This window comes from Stenotrophomonas sp. STEN031, assembly GCF_056759975.1.
Genome location: NZ_JBRREA010000066.1, coordinates 1 through 21,441 on the forward strand (window position 1 = coordinate 1; position 21,441 = coordinate 21,441).

The window sequence follows — 21,441 nt, forward strand, 5'->3', positions numbered from 1 at the left end:
GAGCCATGCTCGGCAAGGGGCATTACAGGGAAAGCCCCTGCCGAGCACGGCTCGGCACTACATTGCATCTTTACCGGGAAAGCCCCTGCCGAGCATGGCTCGGCACTACCGGTCACGCGGCTCAGCGATCGAGGGCTTCGCGCAGCGGCTTGAGGAACGTCGCCGCCGCAGCCGCCGGGTCCGCCGTCTCAACCATTGCCGAGACCAGCGCACTGCCAACCACCACGCCATCAGCATCCACCGCCATCGCCGCCGCACTGGCCGCGTCCTTGATGCCGAAGCCGGCTACCACCGGTGCACTTGAACGACTACGCAACAGGCGCAGGCGCTCGCTGGCGGCCGTACTGTCCAGGCGTTCGGACGCGCCGGTCACTCCGGCAAAGCTGACGTAATACAGATAGCCCTGCGCCGCCTGGCACAGACTGTCCAGGCGCGCATCACTGCTGGTCGGCGAGGCCAGCAGAATCAAGGCCAGCCCGGCGGCCGCAAACGCGGCGCGCGGCTCATCAGCCTCTTCCGGCGGCAGATCGACCAGCAGAATGCCGTCCACGCCTGCGGCCACTGCCTCCTCGGCATAACGCGCATAGCCACGGATCTCGACCGGATTCAGATAGCCCATCAACACCACCGGGGTGGTCGTGTCGGTCTGGCGGAAGTGCGCCACCGTATCCAACACGTATTGCCGCCCCGCCCCGCGTTCCAAGGCGCGTTCCGAGCTGCGCTGGATGGTTGGGCCATCGGCCATCGGGTCGGAGAACGGCACGCCGAGCTCGATTACGTCAGCTCCGGCCTCAACCAGCGCATGCATCACCAGCACGGTCGCCTCCAGCGAGGGATCGCCGGCGGTAATGAAGGGAATCAGTGCCTTGCGGCCGGAGCTACGCAGGCGGGCGAAGCATTCATCAATTCGGGTAACAGCCATCTCAGGCACATCCTTCAATCAGTTCAACCGCATCGGGCCGGCCCCAGTAGATGGAGGTAACCAGGCCATTGAGTGTTTCCAGGCGCAGGGCCAGCTTGGCGTCCTTGTCGGTCCAGGTCAGGTAGTCGCCGTTCGGCGAGTTGTAAGCGTGCGGACTGGTGACCACGTCGGCCGGCAGGCGCTGCTTGGCCTCACTGACGGTCATGCCGACCCACAAGCCATACGGCAGCGCCACTGCACCGGCTGGCGGTGCGCTCACGCGCTCGCCGGGGTCATCGACAGCGTCCACCTCGAAACGGGCGATGCGATCAGCAATCACCATCATCGACATGCCTTCAGGCAGCGAGCCCTTGTCGTAATACTCGCAATCGCCTTCCATCGCTTCGCGCATGCCGGCCGAGACGAAGGCCTTGTCGCCAGGAGCCTTGCCAAACGGCGCACCGATGCGCAGTTCGCCCACCTGGCCCAGCTCGACCGGGACGCTGGCGACAGGTTTCGGCGCAGGGGCCGGCGGAGCCGGTGCAGCCGCCGGCGCCGTGGGCAGATCGGTCGCCGCTCCAGGTGCCGCCGGTTCCGGCGCCGGGGAGGACGGCGCACACGCTGCCAAGGCCGCGGCCAGACCCAGCAGCAACGGCGTGCGCAACAATCGATTGCATGGGAGGCCCGCCATCACAGCACCAGACCTTCGCGTGCGGCAATGGTGTGCACGTCCTTGTCGCCACGACCGGACAGATTGCACAGCACCAGCGCGTCCTTGGGCAATTCACGCGCCAGCTTGATCGCATGGGCGACCGCATGACTGGATTCCAGTGCCGGCAAGATGCCCTCGATGCGGGTCAGGCGATGGAAGGCAGCCAGCGCTTCCTCATCGGTGATACCCACGTACTGGGCGCGACCGGTATCGGACAGGAAGGAGTGCTCGGGGCCGACACCGGGGTAATCCAGCCCGGCGGAAATCGAATGGGTTTCGGTGATCTGGCCATCGTCATCGCACAACACATAGGTGCGATTGCCGTGCAGCACGCCGGGGCGACCGGCCGAGATCGAGGCGGCGTGACGACCGGTATGGATGCCATCGCCGGCAGCTTCGGCGCCGTAGATCTTGACCTCGCGGTCGTTGAGGAAGGCATGGAACAGGCCGATCGCATTGGAGCCGCCACCGACGCAGGCGGTGATCGCATCGGGCAGACGGCCGTAGTCCTCCAGCATCTGCGCACGCGCCTCGCGGCCAACGATGGCGTTGAAGTCACGCACCATGCGCGGGTACGGGTCGGGACCGGCAACGGTGCCAATGATGTAGAAGGTGTCGCGCACATTGGTGACCCAGTCGCGCATCGCCTCGTTGAGTGCGTCCTTGAGCGTGGCCGAGCCGCTGCTGACCGGCACCACGGTGGCGCCAAGCAACTTCATCCGATAGACATTTATCTTTTGCCGCTCGATATCGGTGGCGCCCATGTACACCACGCACTCCAGGCCCAGCCGCGCGGCAACTGTGGCCGAGGCCACGCCGTGCTGGCCAGCACCGGTCTCGGCGATGATGCGGGTCTTGCCCATGCGCGCGGCCAGCAAGGCCTGGCCAATGGTGTTGTTCACCTTGTGCGCGCCGGTGTGATTCAGGTCTTCGCGCTTGAGCAGGATCTGCGCGCCGCCCACGTCCTTGCTCAGGCGCTCGGCGTGGTAGATCGGGCTGGGGCGGCCAACGTAGTGCTTCAGATCCTTGTCGTAGGCGGCAATAAAGGACGGATCGACCCGGGCCTGGTCATAGGCAGCTGCCAGTTCCTGCAGCGGCCCAACCAGGGTTTCGGCGACGAAGCTGCCACCAAAGCGGCCAAAGTGCCCCCGCGCATCAGGGAAGGCGTGGAAATCGGAGATCGACGGATCAGTCATGGCGTCACGGCTACAAGGAACAGGCAAGCACTCTAACGCAGGGCCGATGACATAAAAATGGATAATTCAGCCACTACATGTTAGAAAAACTCACATGAAGACCAGTCAATCCCTGCCCTCGCTCAATGCCTTGCGTGCCTTCGAGGCCGCGGCACGGCTGCGCAGCGTCAGCCAGGCGGCCGCCGAACTGCATGTCACCCATGGCGCGGTGAGCCGGCAACTGCGGGCACTGGAGGAAGAACTGGGATTGACCCTGTTTGAACGCGACGGCCGCGGCATCCGCCCCAGCGCCGCCGGCCATCGCTTGCTGGAAGCAACCTCAGGCGCGTTCTCGCAACTGCGCGATTGCATTTCCTCGCTGCGCCGACCGCAGCGCACCGATGCCTTCGTGCTGGGCTGCCCCGGCAGCCTGCTGGCCCGCTGGATGATCCCGCGCCTGCAGGACCTGCAGCGTGATCTGCCCGGCCTGACCCTGCACCTGGCGGCACAGGATGGCGATTTCGCCCCGCGCCTGGATGGGCTGGATGCAGCGCTGATGCTCGGCCAGGCGCCCTGGCCCAACGGCTGGCAGGTACACACGCTGGCACCCGAGCGGATCGGCCCGGTGTTCAGCCCATCAATGCATGGCGCGCATGTATTGGCCCGGCAGCCTGTCGAAGCGGTGCGCGAGCATGCGCTGCTGCATACGCGCTCGCGCCCCCAGGCCTGGCCAACCTGGGCTGCACGCAATGGCATTGATGCGGATGCGCTGACTTATGGGACCGGCCTGGAGCACCTGTACTACATGCTGGAAGCGGCAGTCGCCGGATTGGGCATCGCGATTGCGCCGGAGCCCCTGGTCGCCGACGATCTGGTCAACGGCCGCTTGATCGCGCCGTGGGGCTTTGTTGAGACGGAAGGCTGCTGGGCCTTGTGCACGACCGGCGAGCAGCAGGACCCGCGTGTGGCTGCACTGGCGGATTGGCTGCGCAAGCAGCTTTTGTAGGCGCTCTTAGCCTTTGTGGGAGCGGCGTCAGCCGCGAAGCTGGCAATGCTTGAAAGGCCTTGGAGCTTACCCCTCCCCAACCCTCCCCTTTGCTACGCAAAAGGGAGGGAGACAAGCCTTGTCTTCGGCAAAGGGAGGGGGGACTGCGCTGGTGCCAGCGGTGTCTGATGCACCTGTGGCTTCGCGGCTCACGCCGCTCCCACAAATGCCAACATCATTCAGCTGCCCTGCGTCGGCTGTGCCAGCCGCTGCTGCACATCTTCGCGCAGGCGCGCCAACTCGACCTCCGCCTGTTGCCGCTGCTGCATGCCTTCGCGGTGGATGCTGCGCACCTCTTCCACGGTCGCGATCAACTGCTCGTGGACATGACGCAAGGTGGCCACATCGATCACCGCACGCTGGTTGGCCTTGGCCGTTTCCACCGAGGTCTGCCGCATCAGATCGGCGTTACGGCGCATCAGCTCATTGGTGACATCGTCGATGGCATTGGACAGATCGACCGCGTTCTTCTGCTCGCCCAGCGACAGCTGGATGGCGAACTGGCGCTTCCACGACGGGATGGTGATGTCGCGTACGGCGTTGAATTTCTCGATCAGCTGGATCGCATTGGCCTGGATCAGGCGGATCATCGGCAGCGTCTGGTCGGCCGCATGCTGCATGACGGTCAAATCACCCACGCGTTTGTCGAGCAGGCGGATCGCATTGTCGATCTCGCCACGACGGATACGCGACTGCGGATCCTCCAGGCCAACCAGCGCGTGCAATTCGCTGTTGAGTTCGGCCAGCCGCTGTTTGCCGGCAGCGATGTGCAGGCCAAGGCTCTGCCGCTCGTCGCGAACGATGGTGTGCATGCGATCGAACTCGCCGACGCGCTGGCCCATCAGCGCCTGTTGCGCGCCGACATCACGCAGCAACTGTTCGATCTGCTGGTTGGTGTCACTGAACTTCTGTACCAGCTCGCCCTTGGAGGCACGCATGCGGTCGATCAGGCCACCGATCACCGGCACCTTGGAACGCTCGTTCAAACCGTCCAGCTTCAGCGAGCGGGCAATGCGCACCACCTCACCGAGCTTTTCGCCCGAGGCATCCAGGTCGCGGTTGCGCACATGGTCCAGCAACTGACTGGAGAAGGCCGCACTCTTGCCCGCCGCCTCGCGGCCGAATACATGCAGGTTGCCCGGACTGATGTCGTCCAGCGTGCGCACGATCTGCGCGATCTGCGGGCGGTCCGCTTCGCTCAGGCCCAAGGCGACCAGCAGGGTGCCATCAACATCGGCGGAGGGGCCGGCCGGCAGCGGCAATGTATCCTGGGTCATCAGCAGTTCTCCTTGAGCAAGTGGCGCCACGCGGCGCGCAAGCAATCATGTGCGGGAAGGTTCTCAGCGCAGTCTAGCCTGCATCGCCGTCACCTCGTCCAGAATCCGGGCCTGTGCCTGCGCAGCCTGTTCCAGTTGCGCCTGCCTGTCGGCTGCGCGCAGAGCCAGGCTTTGCTGCCGCCAAAGCGGCAACAATACGTCGCGGATACGCTGGTAGCGTTCGATCAGCTCCACCCCCTGGGCGTGCAGCAAACGCAGCTGCCCGGCCTCGGCATAGCGCAACTGGGCGAGCCCGCGCAGGTGCTGCAGACGACGCTGCAGCGCGGCCTGTGCCAGGGTGTCAACCGGCGCCGGAATCGCCTCACCGGCGCCCGCCCACTCCTCGATAGCCGCCACCGCCACCTGCATCCGGGCGACCTGCTGCAGATTTAGCTCCAGCTCCTGCAGCAACTCCTGTACGCAGCCATCGGCACGCAACAAGCAGACATCCAACTGCCTCGCCAGTTGCTCGGCCCGCGCCTGCGCCTCGACATCACGCCCCAGCAATCGGCCCAGCAAGCCAACGGAACGACGGAGCTGGCGACCATCGGCTGCCGACATCGCCTGGCGGATATTGTCCATCTCCGCGACCAGCCGCGCTGCCGCCACGCCGGTCTGCGGCGTACCCAGCATCTGCTCGATCGCGTCCAGCAGTTCCGCGCCGTAGCTGGCCACGGCCAGCGCGTCATCGGGCTGCAGCGCTGGCTGCGGAGGCAGCGGCAACACTGGCGGCGTCACATCAGGCATCGTCCGGCGTTGCATTGCCACGACTGCCCTGCTGCCCCGGCACCACCACATTGCCGCCGTAGAAATGCCGCATCAGCGCTTCGTCCAGTGCCTTCTCTTCCGGCGTGCGCGCGCGCCGCACGCGTGGTGCTGGCTTGCTGCCCGCGCCGCCGTCCTTGGACAGCCACTCCTGCAGCTGCGTGGCCAGGCCGGCCAGGACATCGCCAACCTCGCCTTGGCGCTGCTGGGCTGTCGCCAATACCTGCAACAACGGGGTCAGATCCTGCACTGGTGCAACCGGCGCCACCGCCGCAGGTGGTGCTGCGACCACCGCTGCGGGACGCTCGGCAACCGACTGCAGCAAGGCCACGATCTGCTCCCACGGTGCCTCGACCTGCGGCGCGACCGCAGCAACCGGCGCGGGCTCATCAGCACGCAGGCCCTGCAGGCCACTGGCAATATCGGCCAACTGCGCCACCACCCGCGCACCGGTGTCGGCATCGTCGCCGCCCATCGCCTTGTCACGCATGAAGTCGCGCTTGATCTGCTCCCAGCGCGCCAGCTGCGTCGCATCCAATACTTCGCGCAGCTCACCCAGCTTGAGCAGGTTTTCCTCGGAGCCACTGGTCAGCAACTGCGATTCGCCCAGGTAATGGTCGGTGACCAGCTGTTGCAGCTCGGCGGCATTCATAACCGGCGAGACCTTCTCCGACAGCTTGTTCATGTTGCGGTAGCTGCCCTGCAACCGGAACGGCGGCTCGACACGGTACTTGTCGGCCTGCGCGGCGCTGGCGATGTATTGCTGGTTGACCCGGTACACCACTTCGCGCACCTGCATCAGCCGCTGCAGGGTGGCGACGATCTCGTTGATCTCCGCGCCGCTGTAGGCGTGACTGAGCGCATTGGTCGAAACCTCTTTGCCCAAGGCCTTGTCGACCAGCAGGTAGAGGTCGGCCAGGTCACGGGTCGCCATCGGCGCCAACACCTGGCTGGAGGTCAGGCTGTTTTCGATATAGCTGAGCTTGAAGGCCTCTTCCATGCCGCCCAGCACATCGCCCAGGTTGTAGATGTCGGCACGGTTGGCCAGCATGTCCGGCACCTTGAACACCTCGCCGGACTCGGTATACGGGTTACCGGCCATCACCACGCAGAACTTCTTGCCGCGCAGGTCATAGGTCTTGGTGCGGCCTTTCCATACGCCTTCGATGCGGCGGGTGCCATCGCACAGCGAGATGAACTTCTGCAGGAACTCCGGATGGGTGTGCTGGATGTCGTCGACATACAGCATGGTGTTGTTGCCCATCTCCAGCGCCAGGTTGAGCTTGTGCAGCTCCTGCCGCGAGGTGGCATCCGGTGCCTGCTCCGGATCCAGCGAGCGCACTTCGTGACCCAGCGCCGGACCATTGATCTTCATGAAGACCAAGCCCAGACGGTTGGCCACGTATTCCATCAGCGTGGTTTTGCCGTAACCGGGCGGACTGATCATCATCAGCAGGCCCATCAGGTCGCTGCGTTTGTTCTCACCCACCGTACCCATCTGCTTGGCGAGGTTGTCGCCGATGATGGGAAGGTAGACGTCATTGATCAGCTTGTTGCGAACGAAGGAGCTCAGCGGCCGCGCCTGGAACTCGCTCAGCCGCAACGAATCGCGTTCGCGCGCACTGATGCGATGGCGCAGCGCCTGGTAGCGCTCAAAACCGGGCTGAAACTGGCGGCGATGCGACTGCCAGCGCTGCAGGAAATCATCCACCGCCAACTGCAGGTGGCCTTGGGTGACGCGCGCATGCTCACCGAGCAGGCCAGCAACATCGGCAATCAAGGTCACCTCGCGTACCTGGCTGCGCAAGGCCCGTTCGCCCAGCAGCATCGCAGCGGCTTCGGGCACATAGCCGGCCATCGCGGCGAACTTCGGCTGGCCACACATTGCCTGCAACCACTGCAGCGCCTGCGCCCATTGCAGGGCCAGTCGCGTGTTCAACCGTTGCAGGCTGCGATCAAATGCATCGGCTTGACCGGCAGCTTGCAGCTGCTCACGCAGGCCACTGAGCAGCTGCCGTGCGTAGCCGCTCAAGGAGAAGGTCGGCTCGCCGTTGCCGAGCTCGGCGAGCAGATACTCGGCGGCCAAGGTGGGCACGCCGCTGTCGAACGGCAAGCCATGCTCTTCCTGGAAGGCCAGCAATGCGAGCGCGATCTCCGCACGCAAGGCTTCAAGTCCGTCCCGCACACTGAACAACTTGGCGATGGCGAACGCGCCGGCGGCACGCTCCACCCACTGGCTGACCTCTTCACGCTTGCCCTCGCGCGCCCAGAACAACAAGGCAAGCGCGCGTGGACCCGCTGCGTGCACCAGTGAACCTGCCGCCTGGTATAGCGGCAATGACGCCTGCAGGATCAGCGTGGCATCGTGATCGTGAATGCCTTTCTCGTAGCCTTCGCGGTAGCGCGGCGCAGCGAAATCACGTACCCGCTTGGCCAATGCATCGGCTTGCGCGGCATCGCGCAGCAACAACTCGACACTGAGGCCATCGCGACCGTTGATGGCCGCATCCAGCAGCAGGCCCGCCAGATACTCGCCGCGATAGAGTACGGGTGACTCCGAATCCAGCGTCACCGGCCAATAGTCGCGCAGTTCGTCCAGTTCTGGATCGACGATGGATTCGTAGTAATCCGTGCCGGTCAGATGCACGGCCAGACCATCGCCGCGTGGCAGGATGGTCAGGTCCAGCGGCTGGGTGTTGACGCTGAAACGGTGCCGGCCCAGGCGGATGACATTGCCACCCCCTTCGAACAGGTCACTGCGATCCCGCAGCGCCCGCACCGCTTGATCGCGCACACCCTTGAGCCGCGCTTCCACGTCGTCGGCCTTGACGCTGTCCTTGTAGTCGCGCAGGCGATCGGCCAGCTCACGCAACTTCAGGATCAGCGGGTCACCGGCGAAGAAAGCGTTCAGCTCATCAACGGTGGTGAAGCGTTCGGTGCGTTTGGCCAGGCCATCAAGGATGCGGTTGGCGGCGTCCAGTACCGACTGCGCCTTGCGTTGGCGCGCATCCAGCAGCGTCTGCTTGTGCGACTCGAAGGTATCGAGCAGCTCCTCGCGCTTGTTGAGGATGTCACCGAGGAACTGTTCGTGCTCGCCGAACTGGCTCTCCAGCTCCTCCAACTGCACCATCAGGCGCGACAACTGCTCATCGGCACGTTCGGGATCGGTAGCCAGTCCCAGCGCACTGGTGATGGCCTGGCTGAACAATGAGAACTGCGCCCCGAACTGGGCCACGGCTTCGGCCGAGCCCAGCGAACGACGGCGCTGGTCCGCACGTGCGCGCGCCTGGTTGAGTTTGGCGTAGATGGCAGAAATGGCTTCGACAACGCGCGTGCGCTGCGCGGCATCGTCCACCTTCAGGCTGGCCATCAGCTCGGACAACATATCCAGATCGCCCGACATCCCCTGCATCTGCGCGATCTGCTCGGACAGCTGCTTGGCGGTCTGTGCCACCTGTGCGGCCGCGTCCAGCTCCTGCAGGCGGTCGGCGAACGGCTGCAGCGCCTTGTCACTGCCAAGGAATTCACCCGCGGCCACGCCGACCCGATCATGTGCCTCCTGCAACGACACGTTCATCGCATCGATGGCAGCAACATCCACATAGCGGAAGTCACGCACGGTCAGCAGGCGGCCACGCAGCTTGCCGATCTCGCCCAGCGATTCGACGAACTCGCCGATCTTCGTCCAGTTCTGCGGCTGCAACCGCCCAAGCAGCGTCTTGTGCGCGGTGGTGACCTCGGCCATCGCCTGCGCCGACTGCTTGCGGATGCTCTCGACCTTCTCATACTCGTCGAGCATCGATTCGCCGGTGGCGCTGATCTCGCGCAGCAGCGTCGCGGCACCGTCACAGTTGGCATCGTCCAGCCAATGGTGGGCGTCGAACAGACGGCGCGCGTTATGGGTCAGCAGCTCGTAGCGCGGCAACGACACCTCGCGGCTGTCGATCTCGCGACCGAGATCGAGCAGATTCGAGATGCCACGCACCAGCTCGGCATTGCCGATGCGGGCCATGAAACTGGTACCGGTCGGCGTGTGCGCAGCAAACTCATCACTGCTGAACGGGGTCTGCCATACCTGCATCGGATGGACGCGGGTAGGCTCGTCATTCTCGGCATTGAACAGGACCATGCGACCATCACGCATGAAGGCGTAGCCCAAGCCGAACACCGGATTCTGCAATATGCGCTGGATACTGTTGTAGACGAACAGCGCCGACTTGCCGGCTTCGCGCTCGTAGAAGATGTACAGCATGTCCTCGCCGTTGGGCGAACGGATCGAGCGCTTGTAACGCATGCCCTGCATCGAGGCGTCGAACGCCTTGTGCTCGCCGCTTTGCAGGTAATAGCCACCGGGAAAGATGACGCCATGGTCATCGGGCAGCTGCACGCAGGCCTGGACAATGGCGTCGTTACGCACCACCTTGCCGGTCAGCGTGTTGTAGATCAGGCCACGCCAGCTATCTTCGCGGTAGGGCTGGATCTTGAGCAGGATCAGCGAACCGACCTTGGCGAAATCAATGGTCGCGTCGTCCACCGACTGGGTGCTGTCCTCGACCGGCTCGTTGTAAACGCCCTGCCCTGTCTCGGTATTGTTCTCGACCTTGATGGTCAGGTCACCACCGGTGGTCTCGACGAAGATGGTGTCGAGGATGTTCAGGTGCGGAAAGCGGCCGGTGATCAACATGTCACGGCCAGCACGCACCCACTCGAAATCGAAGGGCGGCGGCAGTGCGATATCGCGCTCGCCACGTGCATCGATATAGGTCAGCTCGCCACTGGGCGCCATCGCCCAGCGGAATACACGCACGTCGGTGCTGCGCTCGCCGATCTGGAACGCGGCCAGCAACTTGCCGTCGCGCACGATCAGCTGCAACAGGCGCGCATTCTTGTAGTACGCGTAGAGCTCGCCGAAGTCATGGACGAAACCGGCCTGCGCCAGGAAACTGCTCTTCAGGTCAACCGGGGTGACGTCGTAGCCTTCGGCGCCATCGACCAGACGGTAGAGCCCGAACACATCCTCGATGCGGGTCTGGGTCTTCAAGCCGATGAAGACGTTGTAGCCGAACAGCAGCAGGTCATCGCCGACCTGCACCACATCGCGGCCAACGCAGTTGTTCTCGCTGCGGATGCGGAAACGTCCGATTACTTCCATCCGGCTGTCGCCGAACTCCTGCAGCCGGCGCTGGTTCAGCGCGTCCACCACCTGCCGCAGACGTGCGCCCTGATCGCTCAGGCGTTTGCGCAGCACCTCATAGGCACCGCCCTGCGCCACCGCCTGGTCGGCGATGGAGCCGCCTTCCGACGTGTTGGCGGCGTCCAGATTTGTATCGGCCATCGATTGTTCCCTGCTCTGACATCGGCAGATTCCGCCCTCGGGACGGAATCCCTGACGCCCTCATCCTCGTGTGCCACCAGCTTCAGCCAGGCGGCGCATCAACGCCCCACGCGGTACAACCGCGCGGGGCATGGCTTCACTCAGCCTGCGTCCGAATTCGCTGCAGACGTATCGCCGATACGGCGCGCCGGCAAGCCGCGCGCGGACATGTCCACACCCAGGTAGCGCTGCATCAGGTCCTGCACGATCGGGCTCTTGTCGGTCAGGCCTTCAATCGACTTGCCCAGCGACACCGCCTTGACCAGGTTCTCGAACATGCCACCGTCGCCGCCGACCATGTCGATCTTGGCGTTGCGCAGCGCGCTGGCGATGACCTCGGCATTTTCCTTGGTCACTTCCTTGCCGGCATCGATCGCCGCCAAGGCCTGGCGCAGGCCGGTCTCCAGGGTCATGCGGAACTCTTCGTGGCCGCGCGCGGTATCGCCCAGCGAATCGATGGCCTGGAACTTGCGGGTCAAACCGTCGGCTTCGGCGAACAGCTTCTTCTCGATGACCGTGGCTTCGGCCACGCCCAGCGTTTCGGTTGCCGTTGCCTTGGCACGGCCCATCTGCTCTTCGCCCTGCGCACGCGCGGCCAGTTGCTCGGCCAGCACCTTGGCTTCGGCCGTACCCTGCTTCAGGTTGGCATCGGCCATCGCATCGACCACGCGAGCTTCGGCAATACCGACCTTCTCGATGGCCAGCGCGCTGGCTTCCTTGACCTGGGCATCGGCCAGGCCCGGTGCGGCACGCTCGGCGCGCACGCCATCGGCCAGTGCCTTCTTGGCTTCGGCCTGCTTGCCGGCGGCATCGAACTCGGCCTGTGCCAGCGTGGTGATCTCCACCGCGCGGTGCTTGGCCGCGGCTTCGCTGGCCTCGGCTTCCTTGACCTGCTTGAGCATGGCTTCCTGCGCCTGCGCCTCGGCTTCGAGGATGGCGACCTGCTTCAGGCGATCCGCCTCGGATACCTGGCGTACTTCCTTGATGCGCTCTTCTTCCTGCGCCACGGTCTTGTCGATGGAGATGCGTTCACGGGTGATGTTGGCCACGTCCATCTTGCCCTGCTCGACCACCTTGTCACGCTCCACGCCCTGCAGCTGCACTTCGCGATCGGTGGTGACCTGTTCCAACTGGCGGGCACGGGCGACGCGCTCGACTTCGATGGCGACGGCGCGCTGGCGGTTCTGCTCGGCCACTTCCACTTCGCGCAGGCGGTTCTGGTCGCGGATGTCGATCAGCTGCTGCGCTTCAATGCGGGCATTCTCGGACAGCTGGCGCTGCTCTTCCTGCACCTTCAGGGTCTCGGCTTCCTCGCGGGCACGGATGGTTTCCACCTCGCGGCGCTGGCGTGCTTCGGCCTCGGCCTGCTGGCGTTCGAGGGCCAGCGTGGCCTCCTTGGCCTCTACATTCTTCTTGGTGATCGCCAGGCGCTCGTTCTGTGCCAGTTCGTTGGTGATCACGCTCTGCGCAGCAGTCAGTTCAGTGATCTTGCGGATGCCTTCGGCGTCGAGGATGTTGCTCGGGTCGAGCAGCGACTTGGGCGTCTGCTCCAAGTAGTCGATGGCCACGTCTTCCAGCGCGTAACCGTTCAAGTCATTGCCGATCACCGCGATGATCTCGTCGCGGAATTCCTGGCGCTTCTCGAACAGCTGGGTGAAGTCGAACTTCTTGCCCACGGTCTTCAGGGCTTCGGAGAACTTGGCGTTGAACAGGTCATCCACCGCGTTCTTGTCCGAGGCGCGATCTGCACCGATGGCCTTGGCCACGCGCAGCACGTCGGCCTGGGTTTCGTTGACGCGCAGATAGAACGCCACGGTGATGTCGGCACGCATGTTGTCGCGGCAGATCAGGCCTTCCTTGCCACGACGATCAACCTGCAGGGTGATCAGGCTGATCTTCATGTGCTCGGCGCGGTACAGCACCGGAATGATCAAGGCGCCGGTGAAGTGCACCTTCGGCTGCGAGCTCATGTCGTTGACGATCAGCGCGGTGCCTTGGTCAACCTTCTTGTAGAAGGCTTTGAACAAGCCCGCCAAACCAAGGAAAAACACCAGCAGGGCAGCAACCCCGATAATGAAAGGGGCCAGCGCAGCAGTACTCATCAGTGGATCTCCTTGTCGCCTGATACATCAGAAGGGAAAACGTCCAAGCCTGGCAGGTCGGTATCGGCGACCACCAGGTAGTGATTCTTGTCGGGCAGGTATTCCACCAGCCTTACACGTTGGCCTCGCGGCAAACGGCCGCCATCGCGTACACGCACATGCAGGATCAGACCGGCTCCGCCGTCGTCCATGCTGGCATAGCCCTGCGTGGCGGTGACTTCCGGTGAGGTCACCTGGGCAAGCCGGCCGAGGATGGACTCCTGGGCAACCGGGCGAAGCTTGAGCAGCAGTCGGCGTATTGGCCGCAGCACCCAGGCCGATACCACCGCACCGGGAACCAGCGCAGCAATGGCCACCACCGTGCCGATGCCCCAGCGCAACGGCGCCGGCAATGACTGCAGGAAGAAGAGTTGAACCAGATAGGTGATGGTCCAGCCGAAAAAGGCCAGCAGCAACACCACCAGCATGGTCGGTGCACCACCGAGGCCGAGCCGCGCGAACATCGCGGCAATGCCGGTCGCGCCATGCTCGCCGCCATGGGAATGAAAGTCGGCACCGTCACCACTGCCGATTCCGCCGTCATCGACGATGCCGGTCGCTGCCAGCAGCCAGTAGATGACCGCAAACGACAACACGACGCTGTACGGCAACGTCGGGTAAGACAGCGCTACTTCCAGAAACTCCACCATGCACACTTTCCTTGTGGCGCCCAGCTGCCTTGCGAGACCTGTCCCGGCATCGAAGCCGCAACAGCTACCGCCCCTCCCCGCAGGCATCCGTGCTTGTCGCCGAGATCGCCATCATAAGGGAATCAGCGCGAACATGGCCCGCAGCCGTGTCCCAAAGAGTGCGACATATCGCGGTACTGCCGCGTGGAACACGCCTGCGTATTCAGCAGAGATCTTCAGTCCTGCTCGACATGCAGGTCGGCACGGCGCACTTCCTCGACGAACTGCCGCATCCTGTAGCCGTCCTTGATCCCCGGCGACACCTCGATGCCGCTGGACACATCCACACCCCAGGGCTGGGTGGCGAGAATGGCGTCATGCACGTTTTCCGGGCGTATGCCCCCGGCCAGCAGGTACGGCCGATGCACACCCGGCGGAATCTGCGACCAGTCGAATGCCACCCCGGTGCCACCGCTGCCACCCGCCACATGGCTGTCAAACAGAAAACCCGCTGCATGCGGGTACATCTGGTGCAGGCCACGCGCGGTGACCTCGCTGCGCCCCCCCATGGCGATCGCCTTCAGGTAAGGCATGTTGAAACTGCGGCAGAAGGCATCGTCTTCGTCGCCATGGAACTGCAGCAGGGTCGGCCGCACCGCACGCAGCACCTCGCGGATCTCCTCGCGGTTGTTGTGCTGGAACAGGGCGACCACTTCCACCATCGGCGCAATTGCCTGGCGCATAGCGCGCGCCTCCGAGGGTGCAACCCGGCGTGCGCTGCCCTTGGCGAAAATGAAACCGATGGCGTCCACGCCCAGTTCACTGGCCAGGCGGATGTCCCCAGCGCGGGTCATGCCGCAGAATTTGATGCGGGTGCGAAACAGCGTACGGCTCACAGGGTCACCTCGTCCGGCAGTTTCCAGTGCTCAGGATACAGCGGCCCGACGAATACCAGGCCTTGCGGCGGGGCGGTTGGACCGGCCAGGTTGCGATCGCGCCCTGCCAGCAACTCACCGATCCATTTTTCCGGCTTTTCGCCCGACCCTACCATCAGCAGCGAGCCAACGATGTTGCGCACCATGTGGTGCAGGAAGGCATTGGCCTGGATTTCGACCTCCACCACTTCACCCTGGCGGTGCACGGCTATCGACTGCAATTCGCGACGTGCATGCAGGGCCTGGCACTGGGCACTGCGGAACGCGCCAAAATCGTTTTCGCCGAGCAGGGCCTGCGCCGCGCGATGCATGGCATCAGCGTCCAGCGGGCGTCGATCCCAGCTCAGGATCTGCCGGTACAGGGCCGGCCGCACCTGTCGGTTGAGGATGCGATAGCGGTAACGCCGCGCCTTGGCCGAGAAGCGCGCATGGAAATCATCCACCACCGGCACACACCAGCGCACGCACACCGACGGTGGCAGTCGGGTGGTGGTACCCAGCACCCAGCCGCGCGGGGCGCGCTCGACGTCGCTGTCGAAATGCACCACCTGGCATTCACCGTGCACGCCAGCGTCGGTACGCCCGGCGCAGACCACACTGATCGGTGCATTGGCGACCGAGGACAAGGCCTCCTGCAAGGTAGCCTGCACACTTGCACAGCCGCTCTCACCGAGCTGTTGCCAGCCCTTGAACTCGCTGCCGTCGTACTCCACGCCCAGCGCATAGCGCATCATTGAACCTCTGATAATCCTGTTGGAGCCGCGCGATCCAGGCGCGACTCAGTCGCTGTCGCGCTCGGACCACACCGCAAGCTCGTTGCCGCCCGGCTCGGTGAACTGAAACCGGCGACCGCCCGGGAACGAGAAGATGGGCTTGACCACGTCGCCCCCCTGCGCAGTCACCGCCGCCAGCATCGGGCCGAGCTGGGCAGCGTACAGCACCACCAATGGAGCGCCCGCGCTGGCGGTCAACGGCGTGCCGCGGAAGAAGCCACCCTGCAGCTCGCCATCATCAAAGGCGGTGTAATCGGGCCCGTAGTCCTCGAACTTCCAGCCAAACACCTGCTCGAAAAAGCCGCGGCTGGCCGCCGGGTCGCGCGACGCAAATTCCACATAGTCAATCCGGCGTTCGCGCTTCATCTGGAGTCTCCGTCAAACCATGCGGGCCAGCAGTTCCAGCGCTTCGTTGCGCGCCTGCGGGTCAGTACTGGTCGCCACTTCCGTGAGCAGCGTCCGGGCGGTTTCGGCATCCCCCAGATCCAGATAGGCGATGGCAAGTTCCAGGCGCTCACGACCGGCAGGTGCCGGATTCAACGGCGCGATCGCTGCCACGTCGCCTGCCAGCCAACTGGCTTCATCGGCGGCTGCGGGCTCAGGCTGCGCGGGCACCGGCTCGGCGACGACATCGAACTGACGCGAGGCTTCAAACAGCAGCACCGGCTTGTGCGGGACCTGCGGCGCTGCGCTCGGCAACACCGGTTCCACGCGAGCGGTGGGACTGGATTTCAGCCACGCCGGCATGGGCTCTTCATAAGCCTCCGGCGAAGCTGGCTGCGCGGCCGGCGGCGTCTGCACATCCGTGTCCTCCATCGCATCGAATACAGCATCAGAGGCCTGCGGATCCAGCGGTGCCGGCACGGCTGCGGCGGCGCCCATCACCGGTAGTGCAGCAGCCAGGCGGTCACCGGCGACGTCATCACGCGGCGGCGCTACCGGCAGCGGCTTGCGGCGCCGTCCCAGTGCCCAGCCAAGCGCACCGAGCAACAACAGCACCAGTCCGAGCCAAGCCCAGCCGAACGAACCTGCGCCGTCGCGCTTGGCCGCCTCACCCAGCTTCTGCTGCGCAGCCGCCAGGTCCGAATCCTTCATCGCAATCAAGGTCTGCTGCTGCTTCTGCAGTTTCTCCAGCTCGCCGACGCGATCACGCAGTTCCTGCAGTTCCGCGTCACGCGTTGCCAGCTCTTCCTTGGCTTGCTGCAGCTGTTCGTTAGCCAACATGTCACCCTCACCACCGGCATCAAGACCGGTCGTCATTCCTGCTGTCTGTTGCGCACCGGCCACCGCCGGGGCGATTTCCAGGCGCGCACCCGTGGGCAGCGCACCCGACGCGGCGGTTACAGCAGCCTTGGCCGGTGCCTCCGCCGCATCGGCGACTGCCGGCTGCGGAATCGGCGCCCGCGCCTGCCGCCACTGCGCCGCCTGGTCACGAACGATGGCACGCGCCTCGGAAGCATCCACCCGCGCCAGCTCTTCCTGTGCCGGGGTACGCAACACCGCACCCTGCTTGAGCAGGTTGATGTTGCTGCGAATGAAGGCTTCCGGATTGGCGCGCATCAGCGCGACCATGGTCTGGTTCAAGGAGACGCCGCTCTCGCGCGACAACTCGCGGGCGATCTGCGACAGGGTCTGACCGTGCTGCACCGGGGCCAGCTGGCCTTCGCTGGTCGTGATCGCGGCCGGTACGGGGCGCGCTGGTGGTGCAGCGACAACCGCCGGGGTCGGCGCAGGCGTGGCTGGCGCCGGCGCAGGCAGCATGGGCAGCGGCTCTGGTTCGCGTACGATCAGGTTGGACTGTGCCGCTGCCGGCGCTTCGATCACCGGTTCGGCCACCGCGGTTGCAGCCTCGGGTGCCGCCACCAGCGCGGAGTACTCGCGCACCAGGCGGCCTTGCCCCCAATCAACCTCGATCAGGAAGCCCACTGCCGCCACTTCGACCGGCGCGGCACTGGTGACACGGATCACCGCGCGGCCATCGCGGTCCTGCGCAAACTGGAATTGCAATTCCCCTACCAGGCCGGTCGGCGCGGCCAGACCCACGCGCTCGAAGGTTGCCGCAGAGGCCAGCCCGGCCTTGGCATTGTCCAGCTCGCCCGGATCACTGGTGATGACCGGAATTTCCGCCAGCAAGGGCTGGCCCGGCTTGGACAGGACCCGGATATTGCCCAGCCCCAATGCCATCGCAGCGCTACTGAACAGCGCCAGGCCGAGCACCAGCACACCTTGTAATGGGCGCATCGCGCCCCTGCCCCATAGTTTCATGGCGGCCAATATAACGGCTGACCCGGCTTTCGAATACCGCTGTACCACCCAGATGCGACGACGCCGGCATCAAGCCGGCGTCGTTGCGTGCTTCAGCCGCCGTTGGCGACCAGTTCGGCGACCTGCACCGCGTTCAACGCGGCACCCTTGCGGATGTTGTCGGCCACTACCCACATGTTCAGCCCGCGCGGGTGCGAGATATCCTCGCGGATGCGGCCGACATAGACCGGATCGGTGCCCGAGGCGTGGGTCACCGGGGTCGGATAGCCGCCGGCCTTGCGCTCGTCCACCACCTTCACGCCAGGCGCGGCCGCCAGCAGCTCGCGCGCTTGCTCGGTGCTGATCTTCTTCTTCGTCTCGATGTTGACGGCCTCGGAGTGGCCGTAGAACACCGGCACGCGCACCGCGGTGGGGTTCACCAGGATGCTGTCGTCGCCGAGGATCTTGCGGGTCTCCCAGACCAGCTTCATTTCTTCCTTGGTGAAGCCGTTGTCCAGGAACTCATCGATATGCGGGATCAGGTTGAAGGCGATCTGCATCGGGAACTTCTTCGGCTCGATCTCCTGGAAGCCCAGCAGCTGCGCGGTCTGCTTGCCCAGCTCTTCCATGCCGGTCTGGCCTGCGCCGGACACCGACTGGTAGGTGGCGATGTTGATGCGCTCGATGCCGTACTCGCGGTGGATCGGGGCCAGCACCGGCATCAGCTGCATGGTCGAGCAGTTCGGGTTGGCGATGATGCCGCGCGGACGGTTCCTGGCTGCCTCCGGGTTGACCTCGGACACCACCAGCGGCACATCATCGTCGTAACGGAAGGTGGAGGAGTTGTCGATCACCACCGCACCGGCGGCGGCGAACTTCGGCGCGAACTCCTTGGAAATGCCGCCGCCGGCGGAGAACAGCGCAATCTCCACGCCTGCCGGATCAAACGTGGCCAGGTCCTGGATGGTGATCTTGTCGCCTTCAAAGTCGACCTGCTGGCCGGCCGAACGCTCGGAGGCAAGCAGGGTCAGCTTGCTGATCGGGAAATTGCGCTCGGCCAGGATCGACAGCATGGTCTGGCCGACAGCGCCGGTGGCGCCAACAACGGCTACGTGGAAACGACGGGCTTCATTGCTCATGGGGATACTCGAAAGATAGGAGGGGGTAGACACACATCGAGCCAGGTTCGGGGAACCTCCAGCGCACAGCCACGGAGGCTCCCTATCGTTTTTTGTCGTCGATTTTTTTGCCGGCCACGCACAGGCGCGCGGTGCCATTGGTCAGCAGTTCGGCATTGAGGGCATTGGCCGGCTGCCCGGCATCGGCACCGATGCCCAGGCCGGCCAGCAGGTTGTCGACCGCCAACTGCACCATCGCCCGGCGCGTTGCCAGCGAGGCGCTGCCGATATGCGGGGTCAGCACGATATTGCGCAGCGCCAACAGCTCCGGGCGCACATTGGGCTCGTTCTCGTATACGTCCAGTGCCGCCGACGCCAGCCGGCCACTGGCCAGCGCCTCGGCCAGCGCCAGCTCATCGACGATACCGCCACGGGCGATGTTCACCAGCGTCGCGCTGGACTTCATCCTGGCCAGTGCGGCGGCATTGATGAGGTGATGGTTCTGCGCGGTATACGGCAACACCAGCACCAGGTGATCGACGCTGGCAAGCAGCGTATCGAAATCGACGTAGCGGGCACCGACCGCCTGCTCCTGTTCGGCCGGCAGCTGCGAACGGTTGTGGTACAGCACCTTCATGCCGAAGCCGTGGTGACCACGGCGGGCAATGGCCTGGCCGATCCGGCCCATGCCCAGGATGCCCAGCGTGCTGCCGTGCAGGTCGGCACCGAGCATGGTGGTGAACGACCACTGCCCCCACTGGCCCTCGCGCAGCCAGCGGTCGGACTCGACGATGCGGCGCGCCGCTGCCATCAGCAGCGAAAAACCAAGATCGGCGGTGGTTTCGGTGAGGACGTCGGGGGTATTGCTGGCAACGATGCCGGCCGCGCTCAGCGCGGCAACATCCAGGTTGTTATAGCCAACGCCGACATTGGCGATCATCTTCAACGCTGGCGCGTTGGCGACTTCCGCCGCACCGATGCGGTCGTTGAGGGTGACCAGGGCGCCGTCGACCTCGGCCAAGCAGGCCGCGATTTCAGCGCCGCTGTGGGCGCTCACCTGCGCGGTGGCAACCACGTCGCAGTACGCCGCCAGCTGCGCGACGGTATCGTCGAACAGGGGCTGCGATACCCAGACGCGGGGCCGCCGATCAGCCATCGAGCTGACCGGGAATACGCGGGCTCATGTCACCGACATCGCCGCACTGGGCACGATGGCGCATGGCCTGGTCCATCAACACCAGTGCCAGCATCGCCTCGGCGATGGGGGTGGCACGGATGCCGACACAGGGATCGTGGCGACCGGTGGTGATGACCTCCACCGCATTACCAGCCGTATCCACCGTGGCGCCGGGCAGGCGCAGGCTGGAGGTCGGCTTGAGCACCATGGCCGCGATAATCTGCTGGCCGGTGGAAATACCGCCGAGGATGCCGCCGGCATGGTTGGACTGGAAACCCTGCGGGGTGATCAGGTCACGGTGTTCGGTGCCCTTCTGCGCGGCGCTGGCAAAGCCGTCGCCAATCTCCACACCCTTGACCGCATTGATGCTCATCAGTGCCGCAGCGATATCGCCATCGAGCTTGCCGTAGATCGGCTCGCCCCAGCCCGGCGGCACGCCGTCGGCAACCAAGGTGACGCGCGCACCGACCGAATCACCGGACTTGCGCAGCGCATCCATATAGGCCTCCAGCGCCGGCACCTGGTTGGCGTCGGGCCAGAAGAAGGGATTGTCTTCGACCGCACTCCAGTCAAAACCGGCCGGGGTGATCTCGCCCAGCTGCGACAGATAGCCGCGCACGCTGACGCCATGACGCTGCAGCAGCCACTTCTTGGCGATGACGCCAGCGGCCACGCGCATGGTGGTTTCTCGCGCCGAGGAGCGGCCACCGCCACGCGGGTCACGGATGCCGTACTTCTGCCAGTAGCTGTAGTCGGCATGGCCCGGGCGGAACTGCTGGGCGATGTTGCTGTAGTCCTTGCTGCGCTGGTCGGTGTTGCGGATCAGCAGGGCGATCGGCGTACCGGTGGTGCGGCCTTCATAGACGCCGGACAGGATCTCGACCTCGTCGGCCTCACGGCGTGCCGAGGTATGGCGGCTCTTGCCGGTGGCCCGGCGCTGCAGATCGTGGGCGAATTCCTCGGGCGTGATCTCCAGACCGGGAGGACACCCATCGATCACGCAGCCGATCGCCGGCCCGTGGGATTCACCGAAGGTGGTAACGCGGAGGAGTTGTCCGAAGGTATTCAATTCCGTTGTGCTCTTGCGGTTGCTCTTGCGGTTGCTCTTGCGGTTGCTCTTGCGGTTGCTCTTGCGG

General features: G+C 64.9%; 16 protein-coding genes. 1 reads left to right on the plus strand and 15 read right to left on the minus strand.

Going from position 1 to position 21,441, the window contains the following annotated elements:
- Nucleotides 1-121: 121 nt before the first annotated feature.
- The 3 genes from trpA to trpB are packed head-to-tail and all read right to left on the minus strand — an operon-like array spanning nt 122 to nt 2,809.
- Nucleotides 122-922 carry a tryptophan synthase subunit alpha gene (gene trpA / locus ACVOLQ_RS19530; protein ID WP_481529019.1) on the minus strand — a complete coding sequence of 267 codons (801 nt, stop codon included), beginning with the start codon at nt 920-922 and terminating at the stop codon, nt 122-124.
- A gap of 1 nt (nt 923) precedes the next feature.
- Nucleotides 924-1,592: a hypothetical protein gene (locus tag ACVOLQ_RS19535; protein ID WP_481529020.1), complete on the minus strand. Its 669-nt coding sequence runs from the start codon at nt 1,590-1,592 to the stop codon at nt 924-926.
- Nucleotides 1,592-2,809 carry a tryptophan synthase subunit beta gene (gene trpB, locus ACVOLQ_RS19540; protein WP_282266633.1) on the minus strand — a complete coding sequence of 406 codons (1,218 nt, stop codon included), beginning with the start codon at nt 2,807-2,809 and terminating at the stop codon, nt 1,592-1,594. Before trpB ends, ACVOLQ_RS19535 begins: the two co-directional genes overlap by 1 nt.
- Nucleotides 2,810-2,903: 94 nt before the next feature.
- On the opposite strand from trpB, the gene ACVOLQ_RS19545 reads away from it, so the two are divergent.
- Nucleotides 2,904-3,794, plus strand: a complete 891-nt coding sequence (locus ACVOLQ_RS19545; protein WP_481529021.1) for a LysR family transcriptional regulator — start codon at nt 2,904-2,906, stop codon at nt 3,792-3,794.
- 218 nt (nt 3,795-4,012) lie between these two features.
- On the opposite strand, the gene ACVOLQ_RS19550 is transcribed toward ACVOLQ_RS19545, so the two are convergent.
- From ACVOLQ_RS19550 to aroC, 12 genes are all read right to left on the minus strand, one after another.
- Nucleotides 4,013-5,110 (minus strand): toxic anion resistance protein, encoded by a 1,098-nt coding sequence (locus ACVOLQ_RS19550; protein WP_481529022.1) that lies wholly within the window; start codon nt 5,108-5,110, stop codon nt 4,013-4,015.
- Nucleotides 5,111-5,173: 63 nt separating this feature from the next.
- Nucleotides 5,174-5,917: a hypothetical protein gene (locus ACVOLQ_RS19555; RefSeq protein WP_481529023.1), complete on the minus strand. Its 744-nt coding sequence runs from the start codon at nt 5,915-5,917 to the stop codon at nt 5,174-5,176.
- Entirely contained in the window at nt 5,889-11,249 is a 5,361-nt protein-coding gene (locus tag ACVOLQ_RS19560; protein WP_481529024.1) for a DNA repair ATPase, read from the minus strand. Before ACVOLQ_RS19560 ends, ACVOLQ_RS19555 begins: the two co-directional genes overlap by 29 nt.
- 140 nt (nt 11,250-11,389) lie before the next feature.
- Nucleotides 11,390-13,390, minus strand: coding sequence for a flotillin family protein (locus ACVOLQ_RS19565; protein ID WP_481529025.1), 2,001 nt, complete (start codon nt 13,388-13,390; stop codon nt 11,390-11,392).
- A complete protein-coding gene (locus ACVOLQ_RS19570) occupies nt 13,390-14,079 on the minus strand; it encodes a hypothetical protein (protein WP_481529026.1) in 690 nt (229 codons plus the stop codon). Before ACVOLQ_RS19570 ends, ACVOLQ_RS19565 begins: the two co-directional genes overlap by 1 nt.
- Before the next feature lie 215 nt (nt 14,080-14,294).
- Nucleotides 14,295-14,954: a phosphoribosylanthranilate isomerase gene (locus tag ACVOLQ_RS19575; RefSeq protein WP_313173582.1), complete on the minus strand. Its 660-nt coding sequence runs from the start codon at nt 14,952-14,954 to the stop codon at nt 14,295-14,297.
- Nucleotides 14,951-15,724, minus strand: a complete 774-nt coding sequence (gene truA / locus ACVOLQ_RS19580) for a tRNA pseudouridine(38-40) synthase TruA (protein WP_481529029.1) — start codon at nt 15,722-15,724, stop codon at nt 14,951-14,953. Before truA ends, ACVOLQ_RS19575 begins: the two co-directional genes overlap by 4 nt.
- A 48-nt stretch (nt 15,725-15,772) precedes the next feature.
- Nucleotides 15,773-16,132 carry a VOC family protein gene (locus ACVOLQ_RS19585; protein WP_313173581.1) on the minus strand — a complete coding sequence of 120 codons (360 nt, stop codon included), beginning with the start codon at nt 16,130-16,132 and terminating at the stop codon, nt 15,773-15,775.
- Nucleotides 16,133-16,144: 12 nt separating this feature from the next.
- Nucleotides 16,145-18,007: a FimV/HubP family polar landmark protein gene (locus ACVOLQ_RS19590; protein ID WP_481529027.1), complete on the minus strand. Its 1,863-nt coding sequence runs from the start codon at nt 18,005-18,007 to the stop codon at nt 16,145-16,147.
- A gap of 116 nt (nt 18,008-18,123) precedes the next feature.
- A complete protein-coding gene (locus ACVOLQ_RS19595; protein WP_313274931.1) occupies nt 18,124-19,149 on the minus strand; it encodes an aspartate-semialdehyde dehydrogenase in 1,026 nt (341 codons plus the stop codon).
- Between the two features lie 82 nt (nt 19,150-19,231).
- Nucleotides 19,232-20,284, minus strand: a complete 1,053-nt coding sequence (locus tag ACVOLQ_RS19600; RefSeq protein WP_481529028.1) for a 2-hydroxyacid dehydrogenase — start codon at nt 20,282-20,284, stop codon at nt 19,232-19,234.
- Nucleotides 20,277-21,374, minus strand: a complete 1,098-nt coding sequence (gene aroC / locus ACVOLQ_RS19605; RefSeq protein ID WP_481529030.1) for a chorismate synthase — start codon at nt 21,372-21,374, stop codon at nt 20,277-20,279. Before aroC ends, ACVOLQ_RS19600 begins: the two co-directional genes overlap by 8 nt.
- Nucleotides 21,375-21,441 lie beyond the last annotated feature (67 nt).